26 protein-coding genes are annotated in these 24735 nt (G+C 60.7%); 19 read left to right on the top strand and 7 right to left on the bottom strand.

From position 1 onward, the window contains the following. Positions 1-105: 105 nt before the first annotated feature. The 9 genes from LBW94_RS37440 (at position 106) to LBW94_RS37400 (ending at position 10791) form a co-directional block, all read left to right on the top strand. The gene (locus tag LBW94_RS37440) at positions 106-3087 is read left to right on the top strand and encodes an ATP-binding protein (protein WP_225058580.1); all 2982 of its coding nucleotides are present in this window, start codon (positions 106-108) and stop codon (positions 3085-3087) included. Between the two features lie 129 nt (positions 3088-3216). Then, positions 3217-4263: a radical SAM protein gene (locus LBW94_RS37435; RefSeq protein WP_225058581.1), complete on the top strand. Its 1047-nt coding sequence runs from the start codon at positions 3217-3219 to the stop codon at positions 4261-4263. Then, positions 4260-5630 (top strand): B12-binding domain-containing radical SAM protein, encoded by a 1371-nt coding sequence (locus tag LBW94_RS37430; protein WP_225058582.1) that lies wholly within the window; start codon positions 4260-4262, stop codon positions 5628-5630. Before LBW94_RS37435 ends, LBW94_RS37430 begins: the two co-directional genes overlap by 4 nt. Positions 5631-5692: 62 nt before the next feature. After that, the gene (locus LBW94_RS37425; RefSeq protein ID WP_225058583.1) at positions 5693-6628 is read left to right on the top strand and encodes a S66 peptidase family protein; all 936 of its coding nucleotides are present in this window, start codon (positions 5693-5695) and stop codon (positions 6626-6628) included. Between the two features lie 35 nt (positions 6629-6663). Beyond that, positions 6664-7671 (top strand): amino acid--tRNA ligase-related protein, encoded by a 1008-nt coding sequence (locus tag LBW94_RS37420; protein WP_225058584.1) that lies wholly within the window; start codon positions 6664-6666, stop codon positions 7669-7671. Between the two features lie 9 nt (positions 7672-7680). Continuing rightward, positions 7681-8082 carry a hypothetical protein gene (locus LBW94_RS37415; protein WP_225058585.1) on the top strand — a complete coding sequence of 134 codons (402 nt, stop codon included), beginning with the start codon at positions 7681-7683 and terminating at the stop codon, positions 8080-8082. Continuing rightward, positions 8079-8801: an SDR family NAD(P)-dependent oxidoreductase gene (locus LBW94_RS37410; RefSeq protein WP_225058586.1), complete on the top strand. Its 723-nt coding sequence runs from the start codon at positions 8079-8081 to the stop codon at positions 8799-8801. The genes LBW94_RS37415 and LBW94_RS37410 overlap by 4 nt, the downstream gene beginning before the upstream one ends. A 26-nt stretch (positions 8802-8827) precedes the next feature. Then, a complete protein-coding gene (locus LBW94_RS37405) occupies positions 8828-9850 on the top strand; it encodes a helix-turn-helix transcriptional regulator (RefSeq protein ID WP_266273053.1) in 1023 nt (340 codons plus the stop codon). Beyond that, complete coding sequence (locus LBW94_RS37400) at positions 9847-10791, top strand: DNA-3-methyladenine glycosylase family protein (RefSeq protein WP_225058588.1); 945 nt, start codon at positions 9847-9849, stop codon at positions 10789-10791. The genes LBW94_RS37405 and LBW94_RS37400 overlap by 4 nt, the downstream gene beginning before the upstream one ends. A 33-nt stretch (positions 10792-10824) precedes the next feature. Here LBW94_RS37400 and LBW94_RS37395 read toward each other — a convergent pair whose 3' ends face one another. The 4 genes from LBW94_RS37395 to LBW94_RS37380 form a co-directional block, all read right to left on the bottom strand. Then, positions 10825-11148 (bottom strand): hypothetical protein, encoded by a 324-nt coding sequence (locus LBW94_RS37395; RefSeq protein ID WP_225058589.1) that lies wholly within the window; start codon positions 11146-11148, stop codon positions 10825-10827. A 1-nt stretch (position 11149) separates the two neighbouring features. After that, a complete protein-coding gene (locus LBW94_RS37390; RefSeq protein ID WP_225058590.1) occupies positions 11150-11350 on the bottom strand; it encodes a hypothetical protein in 201 nt (66 codons plus the stop codon). After that, positions 11347-11925 (bottom strand): hypothetical protein, encoded by a 579-nt coding sequence (locus LBW94_RS37385; protein WP_225058591.1) that lies wholly within the window; start codon positions 11923-11925, stop codon positions 11347-11349. The genes LBW94_RS37390 and LBW94_RS37385 overlap by 4 nt, the downstream gene beginning before the upstream one ends. A gap of 86 nt (positions 11926-12011) precedes the next feature. After that, the gene (locus LBW94_RS37380) at positions 12012-12221 is read right to left on the bottom strand and encodes a hypothetical protein (RefSeq protein WP_225058592.1); all 210 of its coding nucleotides are present in this window, start codon (positions 12219-12221) and stop codon (positions 12012-12014) included. Positions 12222-12866: 645 nt separating this feature from the next. Here LBW94_RS37380 and LBW94_RS37375 point away from each other — a divergent pair. Continuing rightward, on the top strand, positions 12867-14240 hold the full coding sequence (locus LBW94_RS37375) for a helix-turn-helix domain-containing protein (protein WP_225058593.1): 1374 nt from the start codon (positions 12867-12869) through the stop codon (positions 14238-14240). A gap of 2 nt (positions 14241-14242) precedes the next feature. Beyond that, positions 14243-15163, top strand: a complete 921-nt coding sequence (locus LBW94_RS37370) for a phosphotransferase family protein (RefSeq protein ID WP_225058594.1) — start codon at positions 14243-14245, stop codon at positions 15161-15163. Between the two features lie 25 nt (positions 15164-15188). Here the strand turns inward: LBW94_RS37370 and LBW94_RS37365 are convergent, their stop codons facing one another. Further along, positions 15189-15419 (bottom strand): DUF2188 domain-containing protein, encoded by a 231-nt coding sequence (locus LBW94_RS37365; protein ID WP_225058595.1) that lies wholly within the window; start codon positions 15417-15419, stop codon positions 15189-15191. A gap of 415 nt (positions 15420-15834) precedes the next feature. On the opposite strand from LBW94_RS37365, the gene LBW94_RS37360 reads away from it, so the two are divergent. The 7 genes from LBW94_RS37360 (at position 15835) to LBW94_RS37330 (ending at position 21735) form a co-directional block, all read left to right on the top strand. Next, on the top strand, positions 15835-16236 hold the full coding sequence (locus LBW94_RS37360) for a hypothetical protein (protein WP_225058596.1): 402 nt from the start codon (positions 15835-15837) through the stop codon (positions 16234-16236). Positions 16237-16345: 109 nt separating this feature from the next. Further along, positions 16346-17329 (top strand): antirestriction protein ArdA, encoded by a 984-nt coding sequence (locus LBW94_RS37355; protein WP_225058597.1) that lies wholly within the window; start codon positions 16346-16348, stop codon positions 17327-17329. Positions 17330-17446: 117 nt separating this feature from the next. After that, complete coding sequence (locus LBW94_RS37350) at positions 17447-17611, top strand: hypothetical protein (protein WP_225058598.1); 165 nt, start codon at positions 17447-17449, stop codon at positions 17609-17611. Positions 17612-18171: 560 nt separating this feature from the next. Beyond that, positions 18172-18519, top strand: coding sequence for a hypothetical protein (locus LBW94_RS37345; protein ID WP_225058599.1), 348 nt, complete (start codon positions 18172-18174; stop codon positions 18517-18519). Between the two features lie 68 nt (positions 18520-18587). After that, positions 18588-18884 (top strand): hypothetical protein, encoded by a 297-nt coding sequence (locus LBW94_RS37340; RefSeq protein WP_225058600.1) that lies wholly within the window; start codon positions 18588-18590, stop codon positions 18882-18884. Between the two features lie 379 nt (positions 18885-19263). Continuing rightward, positions 19264-21075, top strand: coding sequence for a hypothetical protein (locus LBW94_RS37335; protein WP_225058601.1), 1812 nt, complete (start codon positions 19264-19266; stop codon positions 21073-21075). Positions 21076-21249: 174 nt separating this feature from the next. Beyond that, positions 21250-21735 carry a hypothetical protein gene (locus tag LBW94_RS37330; protein ID WP_225058602.1) on the top strand — a complete coding sequence of 162 codons (486 nt, stop codon included), beginning with the start codon at positions 21250-21252 and terminating at the stop codon, positions 21733-21735. On the opposite strand, the gene LBW94_RS37325 is transcribed toward LBW94_RS37330, so the two are convergent. After that, the gene (locus LBW94_RS37325) at positions 21699-22883 is read right to left on the bottom strand and encodes an ISAs1 family transposase (RefSeq protein ID WP_266271868.1); all 1185 of its coding nucleotides are present in this window, start codon (positions 22881-22883) and stop codon (positions 21699-21701) included. The genes LBW94_RS37330 and LBW94_RS37325 overlap by 37 nt on opposite strands. A gap of 506 nt (positions 22884-23389) precedes the next feature. Here LBW94_RS37325 and LBW94_RS37320 point away from each other — a divergent pair. After that, a complete protein-coding gene (locus LBW94_RS37320; RefSeq protein WP_225062652.1) occupies positions 23390-24130 on the top strand; it encodes a HEPN domain-containing protein in 741 nt (246 codons plus the stop codon). A 57-nt stretch (positions 24131-24187) separates the two neighbouring features. On the opposite strand, the gene LBW94_RS37315 is transcribed toward LBW94_RS37320, so the two are convergent. Further along, positions 24188-24442, bottom strand: a complete 255-nt coding sequence (locus LBW94_RS37315; protein ID WP_225062653.1) for a hypothetical protein — start codon at positions 24440-24442, stop codon at positions 24188-24190. Positions 24443-24735 lie beyond the last annotated feature (293 nt).

The raw sequence follows: 24735 nt of genomic DNA, 5'->3' as shown, positions 1-24735 counted from the left end.
AGCGGTGCAAGCGGTTTCGGCACTCAACTGACTGGCGCTCGCCCGTTGTCTGTCACGGCTACGATCAATACGGCGATGGACGTTCCGCACAGATCGGAGGCGAGAGTGACGGGTGACGAACACTCTCGTCTGGGGAAGGCGGTTGGCGACCTCGGGAAGCTGTTCGTCAACGCGAAGTGCGGCGCGTGCCAGGTCGAACAGCTCAAGCCTCTGAAGAATCTGCGCCAATACCTGCAAGATTACATTGCCACCGATGAGCTGGACCTCAATCAACCTCACCGCCTTTATCAGCTACTCGTGGCGGTCGATGAGTACTGCAAGGATGAGACGCACAAAACAACGATTCCGCTGTTCGGTGAGAAGAAGCCGAAAAGTACTGAAACGAATATTGTGCAAGCCGTTGGTTATATGATATGGCTGGATGGAGAGAGCGCCCACTCTGGGCTTGAGTATAGATGGACAAAAGCAGCAGACATACTAGGCTATAGTCGTCGACACGCTAGTGTGAAACGTAATGCTGCGGATGCGCGCCCTTCTATCAACAAACCCGCCCGCGAGGAGTACCTCAGGTATATCGCGAGGTTGCTCGGAGATGACGTCGCCAGAGCTGAAATACTTAAACTCGCTGCCAAAATTCACGCAAAGCGATTGTCCGAAGTTGGACTGGCCTATTCTGGCCCCTCGGAAGAGAGACAGGGATTCGACAGATCAGCGGAGTTGCCCAACTGGCTCTCTGTAATCGGCGAAACCCGCACCAGCGGCCCGCCCATCTTCGAGCGGGCCGACGATATCGGCAATGTCCTCACCTGGCTTAGGGGCCGTGGTCAGGTGTTGCTCCTGGCAGGCGACAGCGGTAATGGCAAATCAACCATCGCCCGTGAATCGCTGAAACACATTGAGGGCGATACGCGGATCATCGCCATCGACGCATCCACATCAAATACGCTACCGAATAGCATGCTCGCCTATCTCCAGTTGTCTGGCGACGAAAGCTTTCGGGTAGTGCAGCAGGAATTCGTCGCATACCTCCGCACGCTTCCGCAGCGGACTCTTCTATTCATCGACAATGTGCCAGACTGGGGCACCATTAGCGATGTGGCAGAGACAGCTTCACTTCGGAGGCTCCGTCTCTTTGTCACTGCAGAACACGAGCACCTCATCCCCTCCGACTATGAGCCTGAACTCATAAAGGTAAATCCGCCGGGTCTGAACGTTACGCTTCCTCTTGTGAGGTGGTTCCGGCCGACTGCCGACGATGATGCCGCCAAGGAATTTGCCGAAGCAGTCGAGCGACGGCCGCGAATCATCATTGACTGTCTCGGTATGTTTGACGAAGAAACCATGTCGCTTGAGGACATGGCGAGTTCCGTGCTGGATGACAACGCCCAGCTCCTTGAAGATGCTGGCACCCACACTCGTTCCGTTCACAAGCTGTACGGGATATATTTCGAACGCACCTTGCGCGAAAAGCCTATGGTCGCGCTGTGCTTAATGGTCCTCGCGTACCTTGCTGAGTCTGTGACGCCGACCTCGATTGCAACCGAAAGTCTCGTCAAACTGGGTAAGGCCCAAGGGCAAGGTACTTTCCTAAAATCGGCCCTGACGCCCATGCTGCGCGTGCTTCAGGCCCGATTCCTGCTTGAGCATCGCCACGACGAAATACATATGCATGGCGTTACCCAGCGCCTGTTTCGCCAGGTCGAACTAGCAAAGGGCTATCGACTGGCGGTCTATCAGGCCGCGATCGCGGCATACCTGGATCGGCGTCCAGACTTTGTGGAAGATGCTGTGATGCGTCCGGAGCGGCTACTGTGGATATCCCCGTTAGAGCGCGTTGTTCTAACACTCAGACCGGACGAACTGCTTGCATTTGACGCAGACGATTCCACCGCTGTTGTTTCTGATGTGCGCCAAGGGCTAATTCAACTCGGCAAGTATCACATATTTAAGAGCGTGGTGAAGCACCTCTTTGAGAACAATCAGGATTTCTTGCGCGAGCGCCTTCTAAGCACACGCGAAGGTCATCGCGAGTACGAGGAATGGGAGGATGGATTCTACAACTATGGCACTGTCTCGCGCGAGCTAGCTAATAAGACCTGCAAGCTGGATATCGACGCCAAGTCCTTCCGTGACGTGTTGCACCGTGTACAAACGATGTTCCGCTATGCTCACGCCTCGTATCAGCTCGATACCTTTGTGATGTGGATAAGAGTCAATTCTGAAAAATTCTATGAATCGCCGCATTGTGACGCTGAAGGCCGCTACAGAATCCGGTACACCTATGCAAAGGCATTGGACTGGGTAGGTCGCTCAGACGAAGCAGAACGCCTCTGTCAGGAAACGTTCAAAGCGAATCAGATGCCAATTCCTCAAGCCCTCACTATCGCCCGCATCGGCATCGGATGCGCTAGCAAGTGTGGAGACGTCCCGTTGATGCAACGATGGATGGATCTCATTGAGCAGGCGCAAACGGCTAGAGATGAGGCACAGGTATCCTTGGCTGATGCCGATTACCTCATCTCTCGCGGCTGGTTCCACAGAATGATGGACGATAACGACGAGCTGCGGACCTCGCGGGAATCCTTCTACAATGGTGCCGCCATGCTGCTATACACCGGTAAGCGCCGCGAAGCATTGGAGACCTACGTCGAATCTGTCGCGGTACACGAACGGTGGACGTTGAAAGTCGGCACCGACGACAAGTATTTCGAAGGCGTGCCCAGTTACTCGTTTTTCAAGAACCTGGATACAGAACTGGATGAGCCACACACGTCGAATCGCCTACGGCTCGTCCGCGCGATTGCAGACGGGCTGCGATCAGGCTTTACGGAAGAATCACTCGCCGGTGTTAGCAGTATCCTCGATGAAGCCGAGCAGAAATACAAAGATGCTCGCACAGTACATCAGGCTAAAGCGACTCTGTTGTATGCCCGACATGCCCTTGACCTAGAAGAAGATCCTGCGTTAAAGCAACAGATCTTCGAACTACAAAAGCGGAGGCTCGGGCCGCAGATCGACGTTGATAACTTCGGTGAGTGGGTAGATTACCTGCTCCACAGCGATCCAGGGATTTTGCTGATGCAGTGAAGGGTATGGTCGGCAGAGACCGTGTGTCACCAATGTCAGCATCTCGCCGCTCCCAGTCGTCTATCTATGACACCAAATCTCGTGGTAATCCGTTGACCCTGGCTGCTTTTCGGGCAGACCATGACACCTATGGATGTCAGCAATAGCCGCGCCGAGGCACCTCGGCTGCCGCAGTTCCGGGTCACACTGAACGCGCGGTGCGGCCGTGCCTGCTTCTTCTGCCGCCCCTCGGGCGAAGCCGTCGCCACCGCCGCGGGCAGCGAACTGTCCGTCGATGATCTGATCGCCGTCGCCACCCAGGTCCGCGCTGCCGGGATCGAGAGCATCAAGCTCACCGGCGGTGATCCCGCCCTGTACGAGCCGCTCGAACTCGCCGTGCGACGCCTGCGGCACGAGGCCGGCTTTTCCGAGATCGAGATCATCTCGCGCCACCCGCGCATCGGTGAGCGGGCGGAACATCTTGCCGCCCTGGGCGTGACGCAGTTCAACATGAGCGTCGACACCCTCGACCCGCACTTGCACAGTGAACTTTGCGGAGTGGACGACCTGCCCGAAGTCATCGGCGCGCTTCAGCGCTGTGTCCAGACCGGCGTCCCGGTCAAGGTGAATACCGTGGTGATGGGTGGCATCAATGACGAGGAAGTACCCGCGCTGGCTGACTTCTGCGCCCACAACGGTATCCGCACCCTCAAGCTGCTCGACGTCATCAAGGATCTGGACGACGGTGCGGAAAGCTTCGCTCGGCGGTTGGCGATCCGGCGAGGCAAAACGCTGCGCGACCTCTACACGCCCCTGGAGGTCTTCGCCGAACGATTCGCCGCAGTGGCCGTGAAGCAGGAAGTCATCACCCAGGGCGGGCTCGGCCACCCGATGACCGTGATCACTATGCCGTCCGGTCTGCGCCTGATGCTGAAGGACAGCAAGGCTGGCGCCTGGTACGGCTCTGTGTGTGGGGACTGTCCGTTTTACCCGTGCCACGACGCCCTCATGGCCCTGCGCCTGACGGCGGATCTCAGATTGCAGTACTGCTTACTGCGTCAGGACAATACGATCGACCTGAGCAAGATCATCGGCGACGAGGAGCGGCTGCGGGCCTGTGTCATCGGGGCCATCGCGCCGTACACGCAGGCAACGTTCCGGACGCCGGTGCGGCTGAAGCTGGAGGTGGGGGCATGACGAATTTTCTCGGACTACCCGGCAAGCGGCCGTTGGTGATCCTGCTGTATCCCAAGGTCGATCACGAGAAGGACTACGTCTACTTCTGGATGCCGTTCTCGCTGCTGACGCTGGCCAAGCCGTTGCTCGATGATGACCTGGCCGATGTTGTGCTGTTCGACGGCAACCAGCGGAGCGACGCCGACTGGGAACGCTTCCTCGATGAACACCTCGACCGGGCCGTGTGTATCGGGGTGAGCATCATGACCGGCGGCGGGCAGATTGGACACGCGCTGGAACTGGTGCGGCGGGCGAAGGAGCGATCCAATTGCCCGCCAGTGGTATTCGGTGGCCCGCACGTCAACGTGCTGCCGGAACAGACGGCGCGGCACGAGCTGGTCGACGCGGTGCTCGTTGGTCCCGGTCAGAATTCCTTTCCGGCCTTCGTTACCGCCTTGAACGACTACGCGGGATGGGAGGCCGTCCCCGGCCTGATCGCCCGTCGGGCTGGCGACCTGATTCGCGGCCCGGTCAATCCGCCACGTACTGGACTCATGGGTCACTACCCCTGGCATCTGCTGGATATCGAGCAGTACGTCCGCGATGACCCGACCGTCGCCCCGCGCACGCTGAACTACATCAGCTCCCAGGGGTGTGTCTACAAATGTCAGTTCTGCTATGAGCTGACCTATCAGCGCAAATACAGTGCCATGGCCGCCGATGGCCTCGTGGCGGATATCGACGACCTGCGGCGACGGTACGGCCTGAACGGCATCAAGTTCTACGACGCCGACTGGTTCGTCAACCTGCGCCGGGCCGCAGCCTTCTGCGAAGGCGTCATCGAGGGCGAGCTGGATATCCGCTGGGCGGCGTCGATCAACCCGAACGACATCCTGAAGTCCCGCCGAGCCGGTATCCCGCTACTGGAGTTGGTACAGCGGAGCGGTGGCTCACGCCTGCTGATGGGCATCGAGTCAGGCAACGAGCGGGTACTGCGCGACGTCGTGCGGAAGGAAGTCACCCCGGACCACATCCTTGATGTCACAGCGGATATCGCGGCACATGGCCTGCTCGGGTCGTATACGTTCATCGTCGGCTTTCCTGGCGAAACGGATGACGAGGTGGACGACACCTACGCGCTCATCGAGCAACTGCGCCAGCTGGATCCGACGCCGGAAACGCGCGTCCACTTGTTCGCACCGTATCCCGGCACGCCGCTGTACGAGGACGCGGTGCGGGCCGGGTTCGAGCCGCCCTCCACGTTGGAGGACTGGTCGCACTTCGACTACTACGACTCGCAAACACCGTGGACATCGGCAGCGACCGTGGCGCGTGCGCGGGCCGCCACCCAAATGCGCCTCAAGCCCGAAGCGGTCGGGCAATGTTGACCAGACCCCACCGGCTGAACAACCGGCTCCCTACCTATCTCACGACGTTGGAGGTACACCCTATGGCCCAGGCCATCCTTCCCGCTGCACTGAAGCCCGGCGACCGCGTTGGCATCGTTGCCTCGTCGGCGCCGGAACCGTTCACCGATCCCGCGTGGTTCGAACGGGGCCTGACCGCGCTCAAGGCCCAGGGCTACGAGGTGGTGGTGGCCGAGACGACGACGCAGGAATTCGGCTACCGGGTCGCACCTGAGCAGCAGATCCTGTCCGACTTCCACGGCTTCGTTACCGACCCGACGATCAAGGGCATCATCTTCGCTGGCGGCGGCAAGAACTCCAACCGGCTGCTCGGTGGCCTGGATACCGGCTTGCTGGCCCAGCATCCGAAAGTCATTGTCGGCGTCAGTGATCCGACCGTGCTGCTTAACGCGATCACTGCGCGGACCGGACTCATCACGTTCCACGGTCCCTCGGTCGTCTGGGATTGGGGCAGCGAGGCACTGAACGAGCTGACTGCTCGCCACTTCGTGCAGATAGCCGGCGGCGACGTGACGGCCGGTCTTCTGGAGGGTGCGTCGCTCACGGTGCTGCGGTCGGGCAAGGCTGAGGGGCATCTCGTGGCCGGGTGCCTGTCCGCAGTGCGTAACCTGCTCGGCACGCCCCACGAGCCGGAGTGGGACGGTGCGGTGTTCGCCTGGGAAGACGTCAGCAAGCCGATCGAGCTGCTCGACGCCACGCTGACGCATTTTCGGGACCAGGGTGTGTTGGACAAGATTTCGGGCATGGTGGTCGGCGAGCTGGTCAACTGTGAGGATTCGCGCGGCTGGAACGTCGAGGCGATGCTGCATGATCTGTGCGACGGCTACAGTTTCCCGATTCTGACCGGCTTGCCGTTCGGCCACACCAGCACCAAATACACCCTGCCCATCGGCGCGCGAGTGCAACTCGACACCAATAATTCGGCACCGCTCCAGATCATCGGGCCGTGGGTGAGCTAGCCAATCGTCACGCAGCACAATCGGGGGATACACCCATGACAGTTCTCACCAGCGCCGACCGCCAGCAGTACGGCCGGTTCCTCCATCACCACAAGCAGGAGCGGGACCTGGCCGCCCGCCGCCTGTCGTTCATCCAGGCTGTGCGGGATTACTTGCGCTCCAAGGGGTATCAGGAGACGTCGGTGCCTGTGCTGACGCGCGAACCGGAAAGCGCGCCGATTACCCAGTTCGAGACGCAGGACCCGGTCGGCGGTGAGGGCTACTTTTTGCGGCACTCGGCTGAGGAGTTCCTCCGTCGCCTGATGGTGGTGTTTGACCGGGTGTTCGACCTCGGTCCGGTGATGCGGGCCGAGACTCCGGACGCCATGCACGCCACCGAGTTCGTCATGCTGCAAACCGCGGCCCGTGATCTACATCTGGACCAAGGGATCGGCATCGCGATCGGGCTGGTGCAGAGCGCGATGCAATCGGCGTTCGGCACCCAAGCGGGCGAACACGTCGATCTGAGCCACGTCACCATCCAGCCGTTCGACCGGGCGGTCGCCGAGCAGCTCGGGCTGCCAACCGAACTGCCGGACGTCGAATTGCTGCCCACCGCCCGCAAATGGCTCGTCGTTCACCAACTGCCTGCGGACGGTACCGACTGGGAGGTGGCGGAAGCATTCATGAAGCACGCCATCGAACTGCGGCTCACCGCGCCCACAGTGCTGACCGATTTCCCTGCCGTGCTCAAGCACAACAGCCAAGTCAATCCGGAAACCGGCAAGGCTCAGCGCTTTTCGCTGATCGTCAGCGGCATCGAATGCGCTGATGGCGGGCTGAAGCTGCGCTCGGCCGCAGACTACCGGCCGATGGTCGATACGAACGCCAAGCTGCGGTCCAAGCTATTCGGCACCGCCGTCGCAGACGATCCGGCGGACTTTTATGCCGACATCGACACCGCGCCTTGCGACGTGATCACCTTCGGCCTGGGCATCGACCGTGTGCTGGCCGTCTTTACCGGCCGGACCATCCACGATCTGCAACTGTTCCCCTTTCACTAGGAGATCACCATGGACTCATTCCGCGCGGTCGTCATCCGCGAGAGCCTGCTCGGCGAAAAGCTACCGGCCGATCTGCCCGCCATAGGGGCACGGGAGTATCCCCACCTGCTGGACGAGGCCACACCGATCCACATCATCGAGTTCCCAGTCGACCAGGACGCGGCGTTGAACGTCGCCATGCAGCTGGCCGAGGCGCTACTGCCGGAGAAGTATTACGCCCACCTGGTACGCGACACCGACATGCTCATCGCCTTCCCGAACACGATCGTGCGCCTGCGCGTTGGCGATGAACCGGGCGAACGCCGAGTCCGGGCCATCGGCCGCACCTTCGCCATTCCCGACGAACAGATGCGCTTCCTCGAGATGTTCGACGTCGACCACCCCGACGCCCCGACGCTCGCTGCCCAGTGACACACGATCGTCTGGCCGTGGTGGCGGGCGCCAGCGGCGCGATCGGGCACACCGTAGCCACCCAGCTGGCGGCGGCGGGGTGGTCGGTGATCGCGACCTTCCGCCGGCACCGGCCCGATCCGGTCGACGGCGTTACCTGGGTGCCGTTCGACGGCAGCAGCGAGGCGGGCGGGCGGGAGCTGCGTTCAATGCTCCACGCCGACCCGCGGCCGGTGTCGGCGGTGCTCTGCTGCATCGGGGCACCGTCGTCCAAGCGCCGTATCGCCGAGACGAATGCCAGCGAGTTCGATGCCGTCTTTGCTTCCAATGTCACTGCGGTCGTTCGCCTCTGGCACGCGACGCACGAATCGGCGCGAGCGGGCCAAGCCGGGGTGGTGGTCCTGGGTTCCAGCACCACCTCGCAGCTGCGGCCAGGCAACGGGGCCTACAGTGCCGCCAAGGCCGGACTGGAGGCCCTGGTCGCCACGCTCGCTGCCGAAGAAGCGGAGCAGGGGGTTCGGGTCAACCTGGTCGCACCGTCGCTGGTGGACTCGCCGCTGGCCGAATCCATCCTTGCCGTAAAAGGCGTGACCGATCTCGTTGCCTACTACCAGGGGTTGCCGTGGGGCCGCCCGCTTTCGACACACGAGGTGGCATCGGTTGCCATCGACATCGCGACCGCGCCACACTGGCGCTATGCCAGTGGTCAGGTGGTGCGGCTCGCGGTGCGTGGTGAATGACCACAGCTAAACGCCATGCTCGCCAGGTGAGCATCGTTCACCTGCTGCGCTCCCGCGAATGGGTATCAGCCAGCTCACTGGCCCAGCGCTTCGAGGTCGCCCCACGCACCATCTACCGCGACATCGAAGAACTCTGCGCCTCCGGTATTCCGATCGAATCCGTACCCGGCCCGGAGGGCGGGTACCGGCTGGCGTCGGACCAGCCACTCGGACATCTGACGCTCGAAGCGGACGAAGCCCTCAAGCTCTACGTCGTGAGCCTGCTCGATCAGCCGCGCAGCGCGGAATCCGCCAGCGGCATCGACGGTCTCACCAACGCCTACTCGCGCGAAGCCCTGCGGCGCCTGAGCCAGCGCATCTACTTCGACACCGCCGACTGGTACTGGAAGGACGAGGGCTCGGGCCATCTACCCACAGTCCGACAAGCACTGCTCACCGGCACTGCGGTCAAGCTGGCGACGCGGGTCAAAGGCAGCAGCACGCCTGCTACCAGCATCGTCAAGCCCTACGGCATCGTCTGGAAATCCGGCGAGTGGTTCCTGGTGGCTGCGCCGATCGACGAGGAGCCCACCCGCTACCGGCTGAACCTGGCCGACCAGCTGAGCCCGACCGATCTGCGCTTTTCGTATCCGGAGCCGTTCAACCTGCAGCAGTGGTGGGCAGCAGAGATGGAGGCGTACGGCAAGGGCGATGTGCTCGTCCAGCTGCGCGGTGCCCCCAATGCTCGTGACGAACTGTCAAGGCTCACACTGAAATCCAACTCGAAGGTCATCAGTACGCCGGACGGCGGCCTGGTGATCCAGCTGTACGTCGACCGCTGGGAATGGCTGATCCCGCTGGTCACCAGTTATGGCGCGGACGTGCTGGTCGAGAAGCCACTAGCACTGCGCCAGGCGGTCACCGCGCACCTGACGCGAGCCCTTGACGCCTACGACCAGGCAGTTTTCAATGAAGACAGCGATCCGCCACTGAGCGCTTCGGATTACCGCAACGACGATTCCCGACTCCGCTCCACTCGCGGGCGCGCATCCATCGGAGACACCCATTGAACGATATCCACCAGCTTTCCCACGTCGACACCCTCCGGCTGCCCGTCACGCAGCCGTTCAATTTTCGCTATTCCCTGTGGAAGCCTTCACATTTCGCCACCGACCTCGAACGCCACAGTGTCGATGTCAGCTGGCGGACCTTCCGGGTGGGTGAACACGTCTGCGGCGTGGTCATGCGCATGGCTGACTCCGACACCCTGCAAGCCGAGGTGTTCAGCGAGGGCAGCTGGGAGGACGCCGACCGAAACCGTTTGGTGCACAGGCTCATTCACTCGTACGGCCTGAACGAAGACATTTCCGCGTTCGTCGCCCAGGCCCAGCAGGTGCCGCAGATGGCCGAACCGCTGGCCGAGTTGGCCGGTATGCGGCAGAGCTGCCCGGAGAACTTGTTCGAAATCGCCATCATCTCGCTGCTGCTCCAAAACGCCACCGTCGCACGCACCACCCAGATGATGACCAACCTGCTTGATCACTATGGCCGGGTCGCCGAGTTCGACGGCGTCACGCTCAAAGCGTTCTTCACCCCGTCCGAGATCGTCGGCGTTGATGAATCCGTCTTTCGGGAGCGTGACCGGCTTGGCTACCGTGCCAAGTACATTGGCCGCTTCGCCGAGTTCTTCGCTATGCACGACCCTGACGAAGTCGATCACGCCTCGAAGGCCGAGCTGATGACGGAGTTCCAGACGATCAAGGGGGTCGGGCCGTACACGGCGGCGATCATCGCCGGATCAGCGGTGCGCGACCCGTCCGCCCTCGGTCTGGATGTCTGGAACCGCAAAATCCTGGCACAACGCTTCCTTGATGTGGACGATGCCGAGGTGCCCGTCGTCCAGGCCAAGATGACCGAGCTGTTTCCTGGACACGAAGGGCTCGCCGGCTTGTACGTGATCGAGGAGACGTACAGGCAGCAGGCGGTGGTGAAGCTGGTCGGTGACGCATAACGGAAGATGCCGCTGCCGGGCACGATCTCGTCCCTATCGCATCCATGGTGGCTTCCGAATCGGCGTTGCCCGCATCGGCGGCCGGATATCCTGCACCTGCGGTAATACCTCCGTGTCGTCGTCATCGCTCCACCAACGGCGAGCCGGGGCGATGGCCGGCGGCAAGCCGCTCCTACCGCCAAGCTCGTGGTCTTTGTCCTGCGCGTACTGCTCGTCCCAAGGCTCCTCGTCCTGCATCGCGCCTGCACGGTGCCGCCCGGTGTGATCGTCCGAGTTCCAATAGGCACCGAGCCGGAAGCACAGCGTCGCCGTGAAGATCACCGACGCAGGCCACAGCACCCAGACGAGCGCCGCCACGTCAGTCAGCCTCGATGAGCAGTAAGTAGGCCGCTTCCAGGTGCACGGTGCACTCATCCGGCCGGTGACACTGGTGGATGAACCGCAGTTCTTCGGCGCGTTCCGAGGTCAGCTCCAGCAGGTTGGCATGACACAAGACCTCGGCCAGAATGCTCTGGGCGTAGACAAATGTTCTGTGGCGCAACGGGTCCGGCGCGGTCATGATACAGCCCCGCCCTCTGGCCACACCCGCCTCGGCGGAAACTCCGTCCCGTCCCCCTCCGGCCCTTGTTCCTTCGGCAGCCGCAATCGCCCGGCCTGTGCCGCACCCACCAACTCGTTGAACGACTCAATGCACCAGCTGAGTTCAGCCGCATCGCGCTCACCGTGTGCGGGATCGTTCTGCCGCAGCGCGTACAGCAGATACTTCCACACCAACCACGCGACCCACTGGCCGTATGTTGATGGGCTCAGCGGCGTATCTTCCTGGTACACAACATTTTTGATGTGCCCGCCCGCTTCACGGTCGATGAACCACATGTACAGGTTGAGCTGTTCGTTCACCTTGGCCGTGTCCTTCGGCCGCTCGTCGTGGACGTGCCGCCAGACGCCGACCAGTTCCCGTGCCGAGCGCAGCATCACGGTGCTTGGTTCCTCCACGCCAGCGCATACCCGCAGAAATGGTCCGCAGTCTGGCAGCGGCTGATCGGGCATCGCTTCCACCGGCGGCACCGTGAACGCAAACGGCGTCTCCGGGGTGAATCCATAGACGGTGTAGACGGGGCGGTCGTCGGGCATGGGCAATGTGTCCTCTCAGATGTAGGCATGGGAAAGCATTGGGAAAGAACCGATGTGGATGTCGGTAGGGCGAGGACGGAATGGCTTCAGTCCCACAGCCCGCTGCACGGAAGAGTCGGCAGATCAGGCCGCACCTCGTCGTCCACCGTCACCACCAACTCCAGTGCGCCGAACGCCCCCGCCAACTCGTCCGCCACGTTCTGCGCCTGCTCGGCACTGGCTTGGTAGTCCAGGCTCAACGCGCCCGATTCGATGTGGATATGCCGGACGCGGCGGGGTGGGCGTGGGGGCCTCATGGGAGATCAGCTGGGTTTGCTCGTAGAGGGGGTGAGGCGGCCGGCGTCGACCAGAGTGAGGAGCGCCGCAGCCTTCCTCGGGCACCTTTTGGACCGGCAGGCAACGTGGAACTGCATCACCAAGTGGGCCTGGTCGACGGTGAACGGCGTATCCGGCGCTGCGTGGGCTTCGGACTGGGTCATGGTGGCGAGCTGGTGGATGGCGAGGGAGTGCATTACGGAACCTCGAATCGTGATGGGGCATCAGAAGATGCACCCGGCACCGAGGGCTCTCGCCACCAGCCGCCTGCCTCTCCGGCGTACCGGCGCGCCTTCGAGTAAAGGCGTCGTCCCGGTGCCGGGTGCGGGTCAAGCGTTTATCGGGGGCGGCGGCGGCCCAAGGCCCGCCAGGCGTAGCCCCAATGGGGCTTGACAGGCCGCTATTTCATGGGTTTACCTGGCAAAACGCGGTACGTCACGAAACGGCCGGACAACGCGAAATAGCCGGGTATTTCGCGGCTACGCGGGTCGGTGTGGGGTGGCGGATCGGCACAAGTCAACGAATCGAGAGCAGCCATGAACAGTCGGAGACCGGAGTGGTGCACCTGCGGAGGATTGGGCGCGTCACCCGATGCGGGTTGTTCGCCGTGCGCCAGCCTCGCCGAGGTGGCAGCGCGCATCCCGACCGGGTTCTTCGAGACGCCGCAGTTACGAACCGCACTGGGCAGCTACGACTTTGGCGCGGTCTTCCTGGCCGTTCGTCAGCAAGCCGACCTCAGCCAGACCGAGCTGGGCGAGCTGCTGGAGATAAGCCAATCGCGGATATCTGCGGTGGAGCGCAATGAGCGCGGCATCGGACACGTCAAAGTAGTGGCACGAGTTGCCACCAGGCTGGGTATTCCGGCTCACTTGCTCGGCTTCGCGGCCGGGTCGGCCGGTAACCTGGCTGATAAGGAGGTGAGTTGGGTGGACCGACGAGATTTTCTAGTACTCCTAACAGCAGCCACACTCGGCTCGAACCTGCATCCAGAACTCGCGCGGCTGGGTAACCAGCTGCCCGGCCAGGCCGTGCCCTCATCGCGGACGCATATCGGTGCGAGTGACATCGATGCCATCGAGAACATCACCGACGGGTTCCGTCGTTGGGATCTGGCGCACGGCGGTGGCTTGTGCCGGAGCGCCGCGCTCACCCAACTGCACCAAGTACGGGCACTCCAAAAGGCTTCCTGCCCAGACGATCTGCGCCCGCGCCTTCTGATCGCCACGGCGGAACTAGCCAGCATGGCGGGTTGGTTGGCGTATGACGTCGAGGATCACGACGCAGCGCGCAAACTGTGGACCTACGCGCTCGATGCCGCTCACCAAGGCGAAGACCACCCACGCAGTACTGACCTGACCGTCAGCGTCTTGTTGGATATGGCGCACCAGTCGCTGCATCTCGACAGGCCGGATGAGGCGCTCAAGGTCACGCAGCTTGCCCAGGCCACGGCGGGCAATCGCAAGCATCCAGCGGCAGTGAGCACCGACGCCTACGTTTTCGCCGTGCTCGGATGGTGCCGTGCCACCCAGGGCGAAGTCGAACCGACGAAGCGGGCGCTCGGGCAGTCCGAAGACCGCTACGACGACGCTAATTCCGCGCCAGTGCCGTCGTGGGCGCGCTGCTATCGGGGTGTGGTGTCCGACGCAGAGATCACGGCGCAACAGGGCTACGCCATGCACCTGCTGTCCAAATCGCAGCCGGACTTCGCGCCGGTCGCCGTCGCAAAGCTGGGCCAGGCAGTTAGTGGGTACGAGAACGCCCACGCCCGCAGCCGAGCGGTGAACCTGCCGCCTCTGGCTTCGGCCCAGTTCCGAACCGGCGACGTCGACACCGCAGTTGTGACCGGCTACCAGGCGATTTCGGCCATCGGCAACGTCTCATCGGCTCGCTGCTACGCCCGGCTCCGCGATCTGTCCAAGGCGGCTCAACCGTTCGCCGCACGTTCGGAAGTCGCTGACCTGCGGGCTGACATCAGGGCAGCCGTGCCGTTGGCGGTATAGCGATGGCGCAGCCGGGCAGGTCCGACAGTGCACTGCCTGGCCCGGACGCTCTGGAGGCTGCGTGCCGACGCTTCGGGGTGAACGGCCAGGGAGCGCGGCAACTCCACAATCGGTCGAATGCTGTCTACTTGCTTCCGAACGAGCGGAGTGGTGGCATCATCGTCCGGCTGGCGCCGGACACCGAACTGCGACGACAGCGGGCCGATACGGCTGTGGCGGTCACACGATGGCTCGGTACTCACTCGGCAGAACCAATCGGTCTGCAACCACTAACTGGCGACCAGCCGGTGATTGCGGCCGGTGCCGTTACTACCTTCTGGCCGTACTGCCTGACCGAGATTCCGGCAACGCTGACCGACGTCGCCATCTTGCTGCATCGCCTCCACCAGACATCGCGGCCGTCGTTCACCGTGCCGGAGTACCGACCGCTGCATCGGCTACGCGAAGCCCTCGATCTGGAGGACATGCGCGAACAGCCGGCGCTGTCAGCGGACAACCGCCATTGGATCAGGAAGCGTGCGACGGAGTTGGTCGACGCCTACCACGCGACCGAGTTCCCACTCGGCGTCGGTCTGGTGCACGCGGACGCCCACACCGAGAACGCGGTGCGGGACGAGCACGGCTACGTGCTGATCGACTGGGACCAATGTTGCATCGGGCCACGAGCATTGGACCTAATCAGCGGGCTCCCCGACCACTTCCACCGACCGGAATCCGAACGGCGACAGTTCCTCGATGCCTATGGCTACGATCTGCTCAGCTGGCCGGGCTGGCAGCTGCTCCGCGACATCGGCGAACTGCACTCCATCGCCTCGTACATTCGGTTAGCTCCGCACAAACCGACCGCCGCCGCACAACTGGAGGTGCGAGTGCGGTCGCTTCGAGACGAGGACCGTGCTGTCGAATGGCAAGCGATAGCGTGATCGCCGCACCAAGCCCGAGCCTCGGTCAGCCCTTCGGCGGAAACGGATCGCGACTGCGCGGGTAGGTGTTCTTCGACTGGATCTCGCCGTCCTTGCCCTTGATCAGGTGTTCGACACCGCGCTCGATGGCCATCTCACGGCCCTTGGCTTGCGCCTCGGCTTTCGTCCCTGCCGTGTTCGACGCGCGGTTGTTTCCCTCGGGCCGGTTCTTCCAGACGCCACCCTCGTAGTACGTCTCGATATCACCCTTTGCCATATCAACTCCTCCCAGGTCATGCGCTCGTATTGCGCCGACAAGCAAGGCTACGCCGGGCCACCGACATCCATGCCGAGCCGATCACATCGTGCGGTCGTCCAGTGCGCTGGTTGTCTGTTTCACAACGCGAGTGGCGTGGCCCGAAACGCGATCCCTTGCGGATGCTCTGCCGCTGTTTTGTCCTGTCCGGCCGTCTGTCGCTCAGCCCGACCCGCCGCCCGATCGGACGATTGAGTCGCTTCATCCGCCCGTCGTTAACTGAGGACGGCTCCGCCCGAGCCATTGGCTCCTGGGATCGGGTCGTTGGCTTTCGTGCTCGCCAGCGCCCGACCCGTGGAGCCCTCGTCGGTGTCCTGCGGCCGTACCCGTAAGCGCAGCAAGCGTTTACCGGCCGCTCGCACCGAGGAGGGACACCATGTCCGAACCGAACCGGGAAGTCACATTGGCGATCCGGATAGATACGGCGCGGCATACCCAGCTCACCTGGATTGCCGACCTGCGAAAGCGCAGCCTCAAGGCTGAATGCTTCGCGGCCGTGGACGCCTGGATCGAGGCTGCCAAGAACGATCCTGACCTGATGGCCAGGGCCAACGCCGCAAGAGCCGCCATCGAAGAAGAGGCGAAAGCACGGCAGGCAGCCATCGACAACCTGTTCACCGCCACCCCCACACCTCCCCCCGTTCAGGAGGAGGAATCCGGGGCCGACGTATCCGCCGACACAGCGGAAACACCGGACGGCGAACCGCCGCAAGGCGGACGCCGTCCCCGGGGACGACGCGGTGGACAACAGGCCGAAGGTGAGCAGACGGACAGCTGAGCATCGCTCGGCGCCCGGTGTAACAGGCCGGCGGATAGCGGATCGAGGGGGCAACCCTCTCCGCTGTCCGACCGGCCAACACTCAAAACCTAACTCGAAAGGAGGTGATATGAGCGAGAAATACCCTGCACCACAACATAATTCTGGTCAGGAGCATCGTGGCGAACACACCGATGTGACCCCATCGGCTGAAGTCGACAGCAACAACGAGCGACAACTGACCTGGGTGATGAGCGAGGCATTGCTTCGGGCGGTGTATGACATTGTCGAGCATCCCGGCGAGGAGGCCTGCGCCGCTGCGGCCACCCTTGCTCAGGGGCTCGTGCAACTGACGCACGAGTTCGATGTGAACAGCGAAGACCAGCAGCGCGACTTGGCGGTGCGGACCGACTACGTGACTGACCAGATTGTCGAAATAGCCGGTGCCTACGATGACCTGACTACCAGCGACCTACAGGGTGCGGTCGAGGCGCTTGCGCTGCGGCTGGTGGGGAGACAGCTCGACGTCGATCCGAACCACGAACATGCGCCGCGACTCAACCCCCGTATCTACGTCACCAAGGGCCTGCCGCTGCGGGCCGAACTGACGGAGGGGACTTGGCTGGACATGGCCCGTGATCCGGCGACAATCGGTGCTGAAATGTACGCGGTCCTCGGGGATGACGAAGGGCATGTCGGTGTCCCGCTCTACATCTGGGACCACCAGGACTTCGGCGCATTCGATATCGTGACCGGCGCCCTCGGCCTGGAGGACGTCCCTAGCATCGAACTGCTTTCAAAGGTTGCGCGCGGTATCAAGGAACACGGCCCGGCCTACGCCACGTGGGCGGCAGTGCATGAGGAAGACCCACGCCTGTTCGACCACTTCAGTGCTGCCTACGAAGGCCACTACGGCTCGGTGGCCGATTATGTGCGCGAACAGTTCCAGCCGACCGACTACGACGAACTACTCGACCGCGCGCTACCTGCTGAGATCCGGCACTACGCCAGCATCGACTACGAAGCGATCGGTGCGGAATGGCAACGGGAGATGGACATGGTTGTCTTTCCTGCGGAGGGTGGCGGGGTGTGGATATTCAACGAACGAGCGTGAAACGCTCGCACCCCTGACGTAATAACTACATCTCATTCTTCCGAGAACCTATTGATGGTCTCTCCGAAGAGAGTTATAACAGAGGTAGAAGAAAGAAATTAACGGAGACAATACCGCATGTATACGTTCGAACAGCACCGGATCATAAAAAAAGTTAGCGACGAAATCCTAGACCTCGTCGACCAGGCACCCAATATGGACAGAGGCGACGTCCAGGCGGTCGCCGAAGCCATTGCCCTAAAGGTGGTGAACAAGTACTACAAGGTGGATGAGGCTGCGTGAGCAGCCTCCTCGGCAAGGAGACAACTAAATATGGATACCGAAAAGTTTACACCTATGAACGCTGACAGGACGAAGCGTCTTGAGTTCGACAATGCGGATGTGGAAGAGATCTCCGGCGACATCCACGAGCGCGTCCTCGGCTACCGAGGTCTGGTCCGAATCAAGGGAACGACCTACCAGGTCCTTGGCATATCGTGCGGTCTAGCGAACTGCAACTGCGACGCTATGATTACTCCAGCTGACAACGGCGCTGGAAATCTGCCACGGATAAGGAAGGCCCCGTATCCGTCCTGGTTTCGAGCAGACAACTCGATATGACGGATGTTATCGACTCGGGTGGCATCGAGATCATTAAATAATCATTAACTAAACTATTTTGCAAACGCTTACGCTTGCAATGCGGCCGACTTTACTTCATAATCCGCCGTCGGTGTGAGCGGAGGAATGAAATTCCTTCGTATCGTCTCACCCGTTTCGGCCCGATGCTGAAGCAATAGATGAGCGCACAATTCACATCGAACTCGTCGGCATAATCCTATGCCCATACCCCAAGGAGAATCATGTCTTTGTGCATGAACCCCCGCTGCGACGGCGACAAATGGCTCTGTGGCAAGTGCCGCAAGCTGTATCCAAGCACTGCGCGAGCGATAGACGAAAGAAAACGCGGTAGCCAGTCGCGGAACAGCAACCGTTCCGGCGGTCGACGGAACTCGGGTGGTGGAACATACAACAGCACCGCCTTCCGTGACCAGCCGCAGCGGAGCGATCCGAGCGTGACGAACACCTATTTCAACGCCGGCCAGGTGGATGGAAGCAGCCACGGCCACGCGCAGTATCGCATCAACCCCGACGGAACGGTCGATTACTCCTACGTCCGTGACGTCGAAGGCAACGAATACGACGTATGACGTCAAGTCCTGGGCATGACTTAAAACTGCCTATCTACCAAATTTGAGTGTATTATGTTAAGAAGTATATGAATCAAGAAGACCTTAGCTTTGAATCTCTATGGGGATTGTATGACTCCGAGAAAGCACGTAGTGGGCTCACTTGGCATATCAAGTCCCAACTGCCGTACTTCCAAGTGTTATCCGACGATACTTTTGATGCCGCGTATGATCTGGCTGGCCTCATGACTACGGACTACGTTCGTAGTCTGCCGGACGACGATCCTCTTCTAGGCATTCTTGCGCTCGCTGGCGAGCTTGAAATTAAACCGCCGGGTTCCGAGAAACTGGCGCGCGAGATTGCCGCCAAGATTGCCACTCTATAGTGCCCAACGAGTAGCTGCGGCAATCAGATAGTCTAAAACCGTCCTACTTACCCGAAAGTGCAGAGCGGGGCGGGTTTCAATTTATATCTATCGATATCCTCAAAGGGGCAGATATGGTGACATTTTGCATGCCAGGGGCAGGATAGACGTCCCGATGGAAGTAATTTTTCGCAGCACGATCCATGACTACTGCGCCTACTCGCGCTGGTCGTCTTGATCGGCATAGCGTCGCGTCCACTGGAAATAGCCATCTCGTAGCGACGCTGGGCTCACCTGCGATAGGCTGCCGCACATGGCATTTAGCGGTTGGTCTAGGGTGAAACATCTTGGCGCGCGGCGAAGGAGCGTCAATGCTCAGGCATCAGATCATCCACTATCGATGGCAGGCAAAGGTGTCCACTACTCCTACGTATTCGACCTCGGTCCTGGACTAAATATCTTTCGACTTGCCGACAGACTCTTAAAAGAGAACATGGCGACGATCGCCGCACGGCCATCAAATGATGAGCTGAAGGTCAGCAACGGGCTGGCGGATACTGAACGACATCTACGGCACGCTGAACACACAGAAGAGTTTATGCGTGAATTCTTATCCGAGTCACCGAATGTGTGGCGTATACTCCGCCTCGATCCACGTTTTGTGTTAAGGCGAATGGTCCCAGCGTACCTGCGTTTCCTCGTCAGATACTTTCTCGGCAAAGCGACTACCGAAACCGGAGGTCGGGATGATGCGCTCAATGCCGTAGCGGACTCAATAGCCGAAACATCTAATGATATGCGTGAAGGTCTGATGGGTTATCACGTGGGTGGGGCAACGCGAGTGAGGGTTGAGCAAAAGGTCCATTTCCCTCGATACTTCAAGAGCGACCCCTATGTGCGCCTGGCTATGAATAGAATATTCTACAAGGACCCGGAAAAGGCAGAAGACGATGCGATCGAGATTTCCTTGATGGCTCATCGTTCTGGAATCTGCATATTGACCTTCAGCATGGGTACTCCGGAAACGATGACAGCCAGGCAGATCCGCAGATGTATCGCCAGTGGAGACCGTCAGCTTGAGTTTATCAAGATTTCCGAGTCCATTTTTAGACGCTACGTCAAGAGTCAGGAAAAAAGTATTCCGGAGTCGAAAATGGATCGGCACTTTTCGGAGCGGTTCGAGGGCCAGCGATGGCTTACGATACCTCTCGACCCTGGTGCCGAGCCGGATGATGGATTGTCGGTTGAGACGGTCTTTCACGTTTACTTCCATGCACTTATATCGGCTTCGAAGCGGGAGGCCGACGACGAATGGACGTGCTATACAACGCTATCTCTGGGTGCGCCTCAATGTTGCAGTCCGGATGAAGCAAAGCTGGTCCACCGGATCGAGTTCGCAGGTCTAATGCTGAGGCTCTACAGGCCCCGCAAACTTGAGAGTGCGACCGAAGAGTTGCTATTAAAGAATCACCTCAAAATTGCGGATAAAGAGCTGTGGATATCCGTGAGCAATGCCATGTATGTTGACTGGCACGGGACCGCAATCGACTACATCGACGATATGGTCACATTGGTTCCGCTGGAGTCCGCCCTCTTGCAGGCTCGGCAGTTAGAACAGATCGATGCTATTACTGCCGATGCGATCGTCCGGGATCGCCGAATCTTCAAGGCGCAGAATCAGATCGCAGTCGGTCTACAGGAGTATAGACGTAATCTTCTTACCGGCCCGGATGACGCCGTAATTGTTAACGCACTTTTGGATAAATTGGGCGCTCACGCCCTATACAGCAGATTACTGGATCGAATCAAAACGCTCGAGGGGCTCATTAACTCGGGGTACTCGCGAATGCAAAGCCGTCGATCCTTGGCAGTATCGCTCGTAGGGCTTGCGATCGTACTAGTGCTGCTTCCGCCGCGAATTGAGGAATTTCATGACAAGGTCGCGAATCTCGGAAGACGGCCGGCATCCGCCATATCATGGATCGACGACATCTTCGGTGGCCGGAGCCATGCCATATTCTGGATCTGCGTGATCGTGTTTGCAATTTCCTGCTTTGCGATAGGTGCAACGTGCCGCCGATGGAGGCGTCCCTCGATAACGAGGAAGAAATTTGGAAAGTCCCTGCCGCGTCAAATATCGATTGTTCTCGATGATCCCCCATCCGGGCACGATAACTGGAGCAGTGTGCCTACCAATGATCAGAGCTGCTGATCTTCGTCGCGGTTCTATGCGAGGACTGAGTATGCTCTGGGGGTTCGGGCGTGCCCATAGAATCTGCGCCCCGTTGACTGAATACATATAGAAAGCCACAATAGGAGGCTGGATGCAAGATAATTGCATAATTCGTATCGTGCACTATGGATACACTTTAAAGGAGGATTACGAATGACGGATACGCCACAGGATGGCGAGACTAGATCGAAGGTCGACGAGCCCGACAACGGACATGTGTCCCTCTCCGCCATTGCTCGGTCTTTCATTGCTGCGGCATTCGAAGCATTGAGGGGTGAGTATGTTATTCCACGTCCAGCCTATGACCCATTCGCGGCCGTAGGGAACAATTATTTCGGCGACGACATTCGTCCTCTCGCAGAGTACGGTGCGTTAGAGGCGGCGCTTGACAACGCATATCCAAATCGATTTGAGGAGCCACTGAAACGGCAGCATGCCGAGTTCTCTTCTACATATATATTTAGCTTTTTGGAGGCGTGTATCGCGCGCTGCGCGCAGGATGGGAAATTCGATGCAAGCAGCGGTTCGGTGAGCAAGACTATCGAGGAGCTCGTATCCTTTTTGGACTCCCCGGACTACCAGGGCCTCGGCGTAGTCGGGTTTCAGCAGGCCAGCAGTAATTCCACCGGCCTGTTGTAGTCCCGGCCGTAGTACCGCAACGCCGGCGCGACGTGGCGGTGTCCGGCCAGCCGCAGCAGCGACATCGTCGTGTTCCGCAGGATCGCCATGACATGCCCGGCGGCACCGGTGCGGGCCTGGTGCCGGTCCTCGTCGAACGTCACGTCCCTGACGTGATGCACTCGGTTCTCGATCGACCAGTGCCGCCGCAAATAGTCGGCGATCACGTGATGAGCGGCGTCACCGACGGTCAGGCTCGTCACCACGAACACCGTCTCCCGGGTCTGGCGCCGCATCTTTCGATGCTTCGACATCACGGTGCGAGTGCGGTGGATCCGCAGAACCTGTGCCGCACCGGGGAATCCGATCCCCGACGCGATCCCGGTCGCTTTCACCGTGCGGGTCTCCCGGCGGCCGTGCGCGGGCTTGCCGGTCGACTTGTCGAGCACCGGCACGTCGTCCCACGGCAGCTGCTTCAACTGTTTACGCAGGTTGGGCTGATTTCCCTTCACGCAGAGGATGTAGTGGGCGCCCGCTTCGACGATCGAATGCGCCGTCTCACGGCAGGTATGGGCGGCATCAGCGGTGATGACGCATCCGGCGATGTTCAACGCGGACAACAGCTTCCGCAGCATCGGCACCTCGCTGGTCTTGTCCGCTACCGCGACCTGCGCCACGACCACGCCGGTGGCCTGGCAGATCCCCGACAACAGATAGGTCAGATGCCCGGCGGCGTCACGGGCACCACGCAGGGCTTTCCCGTCGAAGGAGATGACTTTCGCGCCGCCGATCACGCTGACCCGCAACCACATCCACGCGCCGATCAGCTGGTCGAGCTGGTCGGTGTCCAGGCGCTGCAGCAACCGCCGGATCGCGGACTCGCTCGGCGCGCGACGGGTGAACCCGAGCCGGGCCGACACCGCGGTGGACGCGTCGGCAGCCCACTCGCCGATCGCGGTGAACGAGCGAGCGCCGGCGGCGGTAGCGGCCAGAGCGAGCAGCAGGACCGAGGTCAGGTCGTAGCGGCGGCCGCGGGCGTCGCGGGGATCGGGGACCTGTCGGAGGACATCGAGCAAACTGCCGGCAGCGTTGGCCGGATCCTGTTCGAGCGGAACGTTGTCCAGCTCGATCGTGGTGGGCGCGGCAGGGCATACTTGTACGGCGGGCACGGGTCTCCGAGAGTGATGTCAGGCGTAGGAACCTTCATCTTCCTCGAGTCACTCGTGTCCGCCCAGCATCTCAAACCGTGTGTCACGCAACCAGTTTCCCCAGATCAGCGGATCGGTACCCGACTACGCCGAGGCCCTGCCCGGACTACGAGGTCGTTACCGTCCGGCACGTTAGCCATCTAACGACTGCTACCGGCCTACCTGTAACCGTTGGAGACATCAGGCTCGTTCCGCAGCCCGAAAACTCATATGGCTTGCAGAAACAAATCTCCCAGGAGATTATCGGGGTTGGGCGTGCATGGGGTGGTAGAAGCGACCCCAGTCCAGTCGATCCTCCGCACGCAATTTTGATCGTTCGAGACCGGTCAAACGGACACGACCCTTGGCACGTCGCAAATACCTTGTCCGGGAAGTTGGAACGCTTTCTTTTAATCACCCGATTGCTGACTGCCAGCACAGTGCAATCAAACTATATAGTCAGTGGACCCGCCACGCTCGTGTCACTCATGCATCCGACGCTGAATGTTCTCCGCGATCCTAATGTACTACGTCTTCGAGTGAGGCGAACTGTACGCATCAAGGGAGATGAGGAACCGGCATTTACTGCACTGGGCGACCTAATTGACAGCGCAGAAGTCAGGCGCGAAGGCATGGCTGCGACATCGTATGACGTCGCAATGAATAAATTCAATGGATCATACCGTGAAAGTGGCCCGTTTGAGCATCTCGTCGATTTGGCTACAGCACTAGAGGCTGCGTTGCTTGGCGGCGAGAAAGAAACGGAAGGTCTATCCCTTCGGCTGCGGACTCGCGTGGCCGCACTACTCGCCACAGAGGCCGATTCGGGTGAGGCACTATTTCGAGATGTTAGCAGGCTGTACGATATTCGATCAAAACTCGTACACGGCGGCCAGATTCCGGAGAAGGAACTTCGGAAGCTCATCAACGGCATCTCGACTGTCCCCGAATCGGCGAAGAACTCATTCGTCACCGCCGTAGACTACGCCGTTGACCGTATGCGAGACATAGTCCGCCGGGCAATTCTGGCCCGTTTATGTCTTGCCGCTAAAAAGGATGCGCCCTGGCCTTTTATCGGGAGTACTGCGGTCGACGCATCACTTGCGGGCGACAAAGGCCGCGCAGAGTGGCGTCAACACTGGCGATCGTACTTGAGCGAGCTAGGTGTGGGGTACGCGGCCGATCAGCCGCGTGCCGCAGTTGAATTCCTATCGAAGGAGGATCGCTGACTTGAGGAAAAGCGTGCTGCGACAAAATTCTATCTGCCTTCGCCGCAGCGCCGCTCGTCATTGCTTTGCCACCGCCGCCCGCATCCTCACCCCTCGCCGCAACAGTGCCAACCGCACCGTCCCGGCATCCGCCCCGAGCTTGGCTCCGACCTGCTTCAGCGTCAGCCGTTCCTCAACGTATAGCTCCACTGCTCGTTCAACCTGCGCCTCACTCAACCCCTGCTGCCGCATCGTTACACCCGAGGCATGAAGGTGCTTGCTCACCGTCTGCCGCTGAATCGAGAACTTCTCGGCCAACTCGTAGACCGTCATCCCGCGCCGGTAGTCATTGGCCAGCGCTGCCTTCTCCTCATCCGACAGCCGCCGTGCATGGGCTGGTGGTTGTGAGACTGGCCGCTCTACGCCTTGTTCAGCTTCGGTCCGCGCCTCCGCTAACAGGGCTGAAAGCCCCTGTCCTGCGCTTTTAAGATTGCAGTACGACCTCACAAACCGCACCCTTTCTCTGCTCGCAATCAGACAAACCGTGTTTCGTGTTCTAGTGCCTTAGAACACGGTCCGGGTACTCCTCCCACTGGCGGGTCTCCCGCATATTCCGCTCTCTCATC

Source organism: Nocardia sp. alder85J (genome assembly GCF_020176955.2).
Lineage (GTDB): Bacteria > Actinomycetota > Actinomycetes > Mycobacteriales > Mycobacteriaceae > Nocardia.
The sequence above is the reverse complement of the archived record's forward strand: the minus strand, read 5'-3'. Positions and strand labels throughout refer to the sequence as shown.

What these genes read in the sequence shown, in the direction of transcription:
- LBW94_RS37435 (WP_225058581.1), top strand. Translation starts at nt 3,217, where the DNA reads ATGGATGTCAGCAATAGCCGCGCCGAGGCACCTCGGCTGCCGCAGTTC.
- LBW94_RS37340 (WP_225058600.1), top strand. Translation starts at nt 18,588, where the DNA reads ATGAATCAAGAAGACCTTAGCTTTGAATCTCTATGGGGATTGTATGAC.
- LBW94_RS37320 (WP_225062652.1), top strand. Translation starts at nt 23,390, where the DNA reads ATGCATCCGACGCTGAATGTTCTCCGCGATCCTAATGTACTACGTCTT.
- LBW94_RS37380 (WP_225058592.1), bottom strand. Translation starts at nt 12,221, where the DNA reads ATGAGGCCCCCACGCCCACCCCGCCGCGTCCGGCATATCCACATCGAA.
- LBW94_RS37415 (WP_225058585.1), top strand. Translation starts at nt 7,681, where the DNA reads ATGGACTCATTCCGCGCGGTCGTCATCCGCGAGAGCCTGCTCGGCGAA.
- LBW94_RS37360 (WP_225058596.1), top strand. Translation starts at nt 15,835, where the DNA reads ATGTCCGAACCGAACCGGGAAGTCACATTGGCGATCCGGATAGATACG.
- LBW94_RS37370 (WP_225058594.1), top strand. Translation starts at nt 14,243, where the DNA reads ATGGCGCAGCCGGGCAGGTCCGACAGTGCACTGCCTGGCCCGGACGCT.
- LBW94_RS37425 (WP_225058583.1), top strand. Translation starts at nt 5,693, where the DNA reads ATGGCCCAGGCCATCCTTCCCGCTGCACTGAAGCCCGGCGACCGCGTT.
- LBW94_RS37315 (WP_225062653.1), bottom strand. Translation starts at nt 24,442, where the DNA reads ATGACGGTCTACGAGTTGGCCGAGAAGTTCTCGATTCAGCGGCAGACG.
- LBW94_RS37430 (WP_225058582.1), top strand. Translation starts at nt 4,260, where the DNA reads ATGACGAATTTTCTCGGACTACCCGGCAAGCGGCCGTTGGTGATCCTG.
- LBW94_RS37355 (WP_225058597.1), top strand. Translation starts at nt 16,346, where the DNA reads ATGAGCGAGAAATACCCTGCACCACAACATAATTCTGGTCAGGAGCAT.
- LBW94_RS37390 (WP_225058590.1), bottom strand. Translation starts at nt 11,350, where the DNA reads ATGACCGCGCCGGACCCGTTGCGCCACAGAACATTTGTCTACGCCCAG.
- LBW94_RS37350 (WP_225058598.1), top strand. Translation starts at nt 17,447, where the DNA reads ATGTATACGTTCGAACAGCACCGGATCATAAAAAAAGTTAGCGACGAA.
- LBW94_RS37420 (WP_225058584.1), top strand. Translation starts at nt 6,664, where the DNA reads ATGACAGTTCTCACCAGCGCCGACCGCCAGCAGTACGGCCGGTTCCTC.
- LBW94_RS37385 (WP_225058591.1), bottom strand. Translation starts at nt 11,925, where the DNA reads ATGCCCGACGACCGCCCCGTCTACACCGTCTATGGATTCACCCCGGAG.
- LBW94_RS37365 (WP_225058595.1), bottom strand. Translation starts at nt 15,419, where the DNA reads ATGGCAAAGGGTGATATCGAGACGTACTACGAGGGTGGCGTCTGGAAG.
- LBW94_RS37335 (WP_225058601.1), top strand. Translation starts at nt 19,264, where the DNA reads ATGGCAGGCAAAGGTGTCCACTACTCCTACGTATTCGACCTCGGTCCT.
- LBW94_RS37345 (WP_225058599.1), top strand. Translation starts at nt 18,172, where the DNA reads ATGTCTTTGTGCATGAACCCCCGCTGCGACGGCGACAAATGGCTCTGT.
- LBW94_RS37330 (WP_225058602.1), top strand. Translation starts at nt 21,250, where the DNA reads ATGACGGATACGCCACAGGATGGCGAGACTAGATCGAAGGTCGACGAG.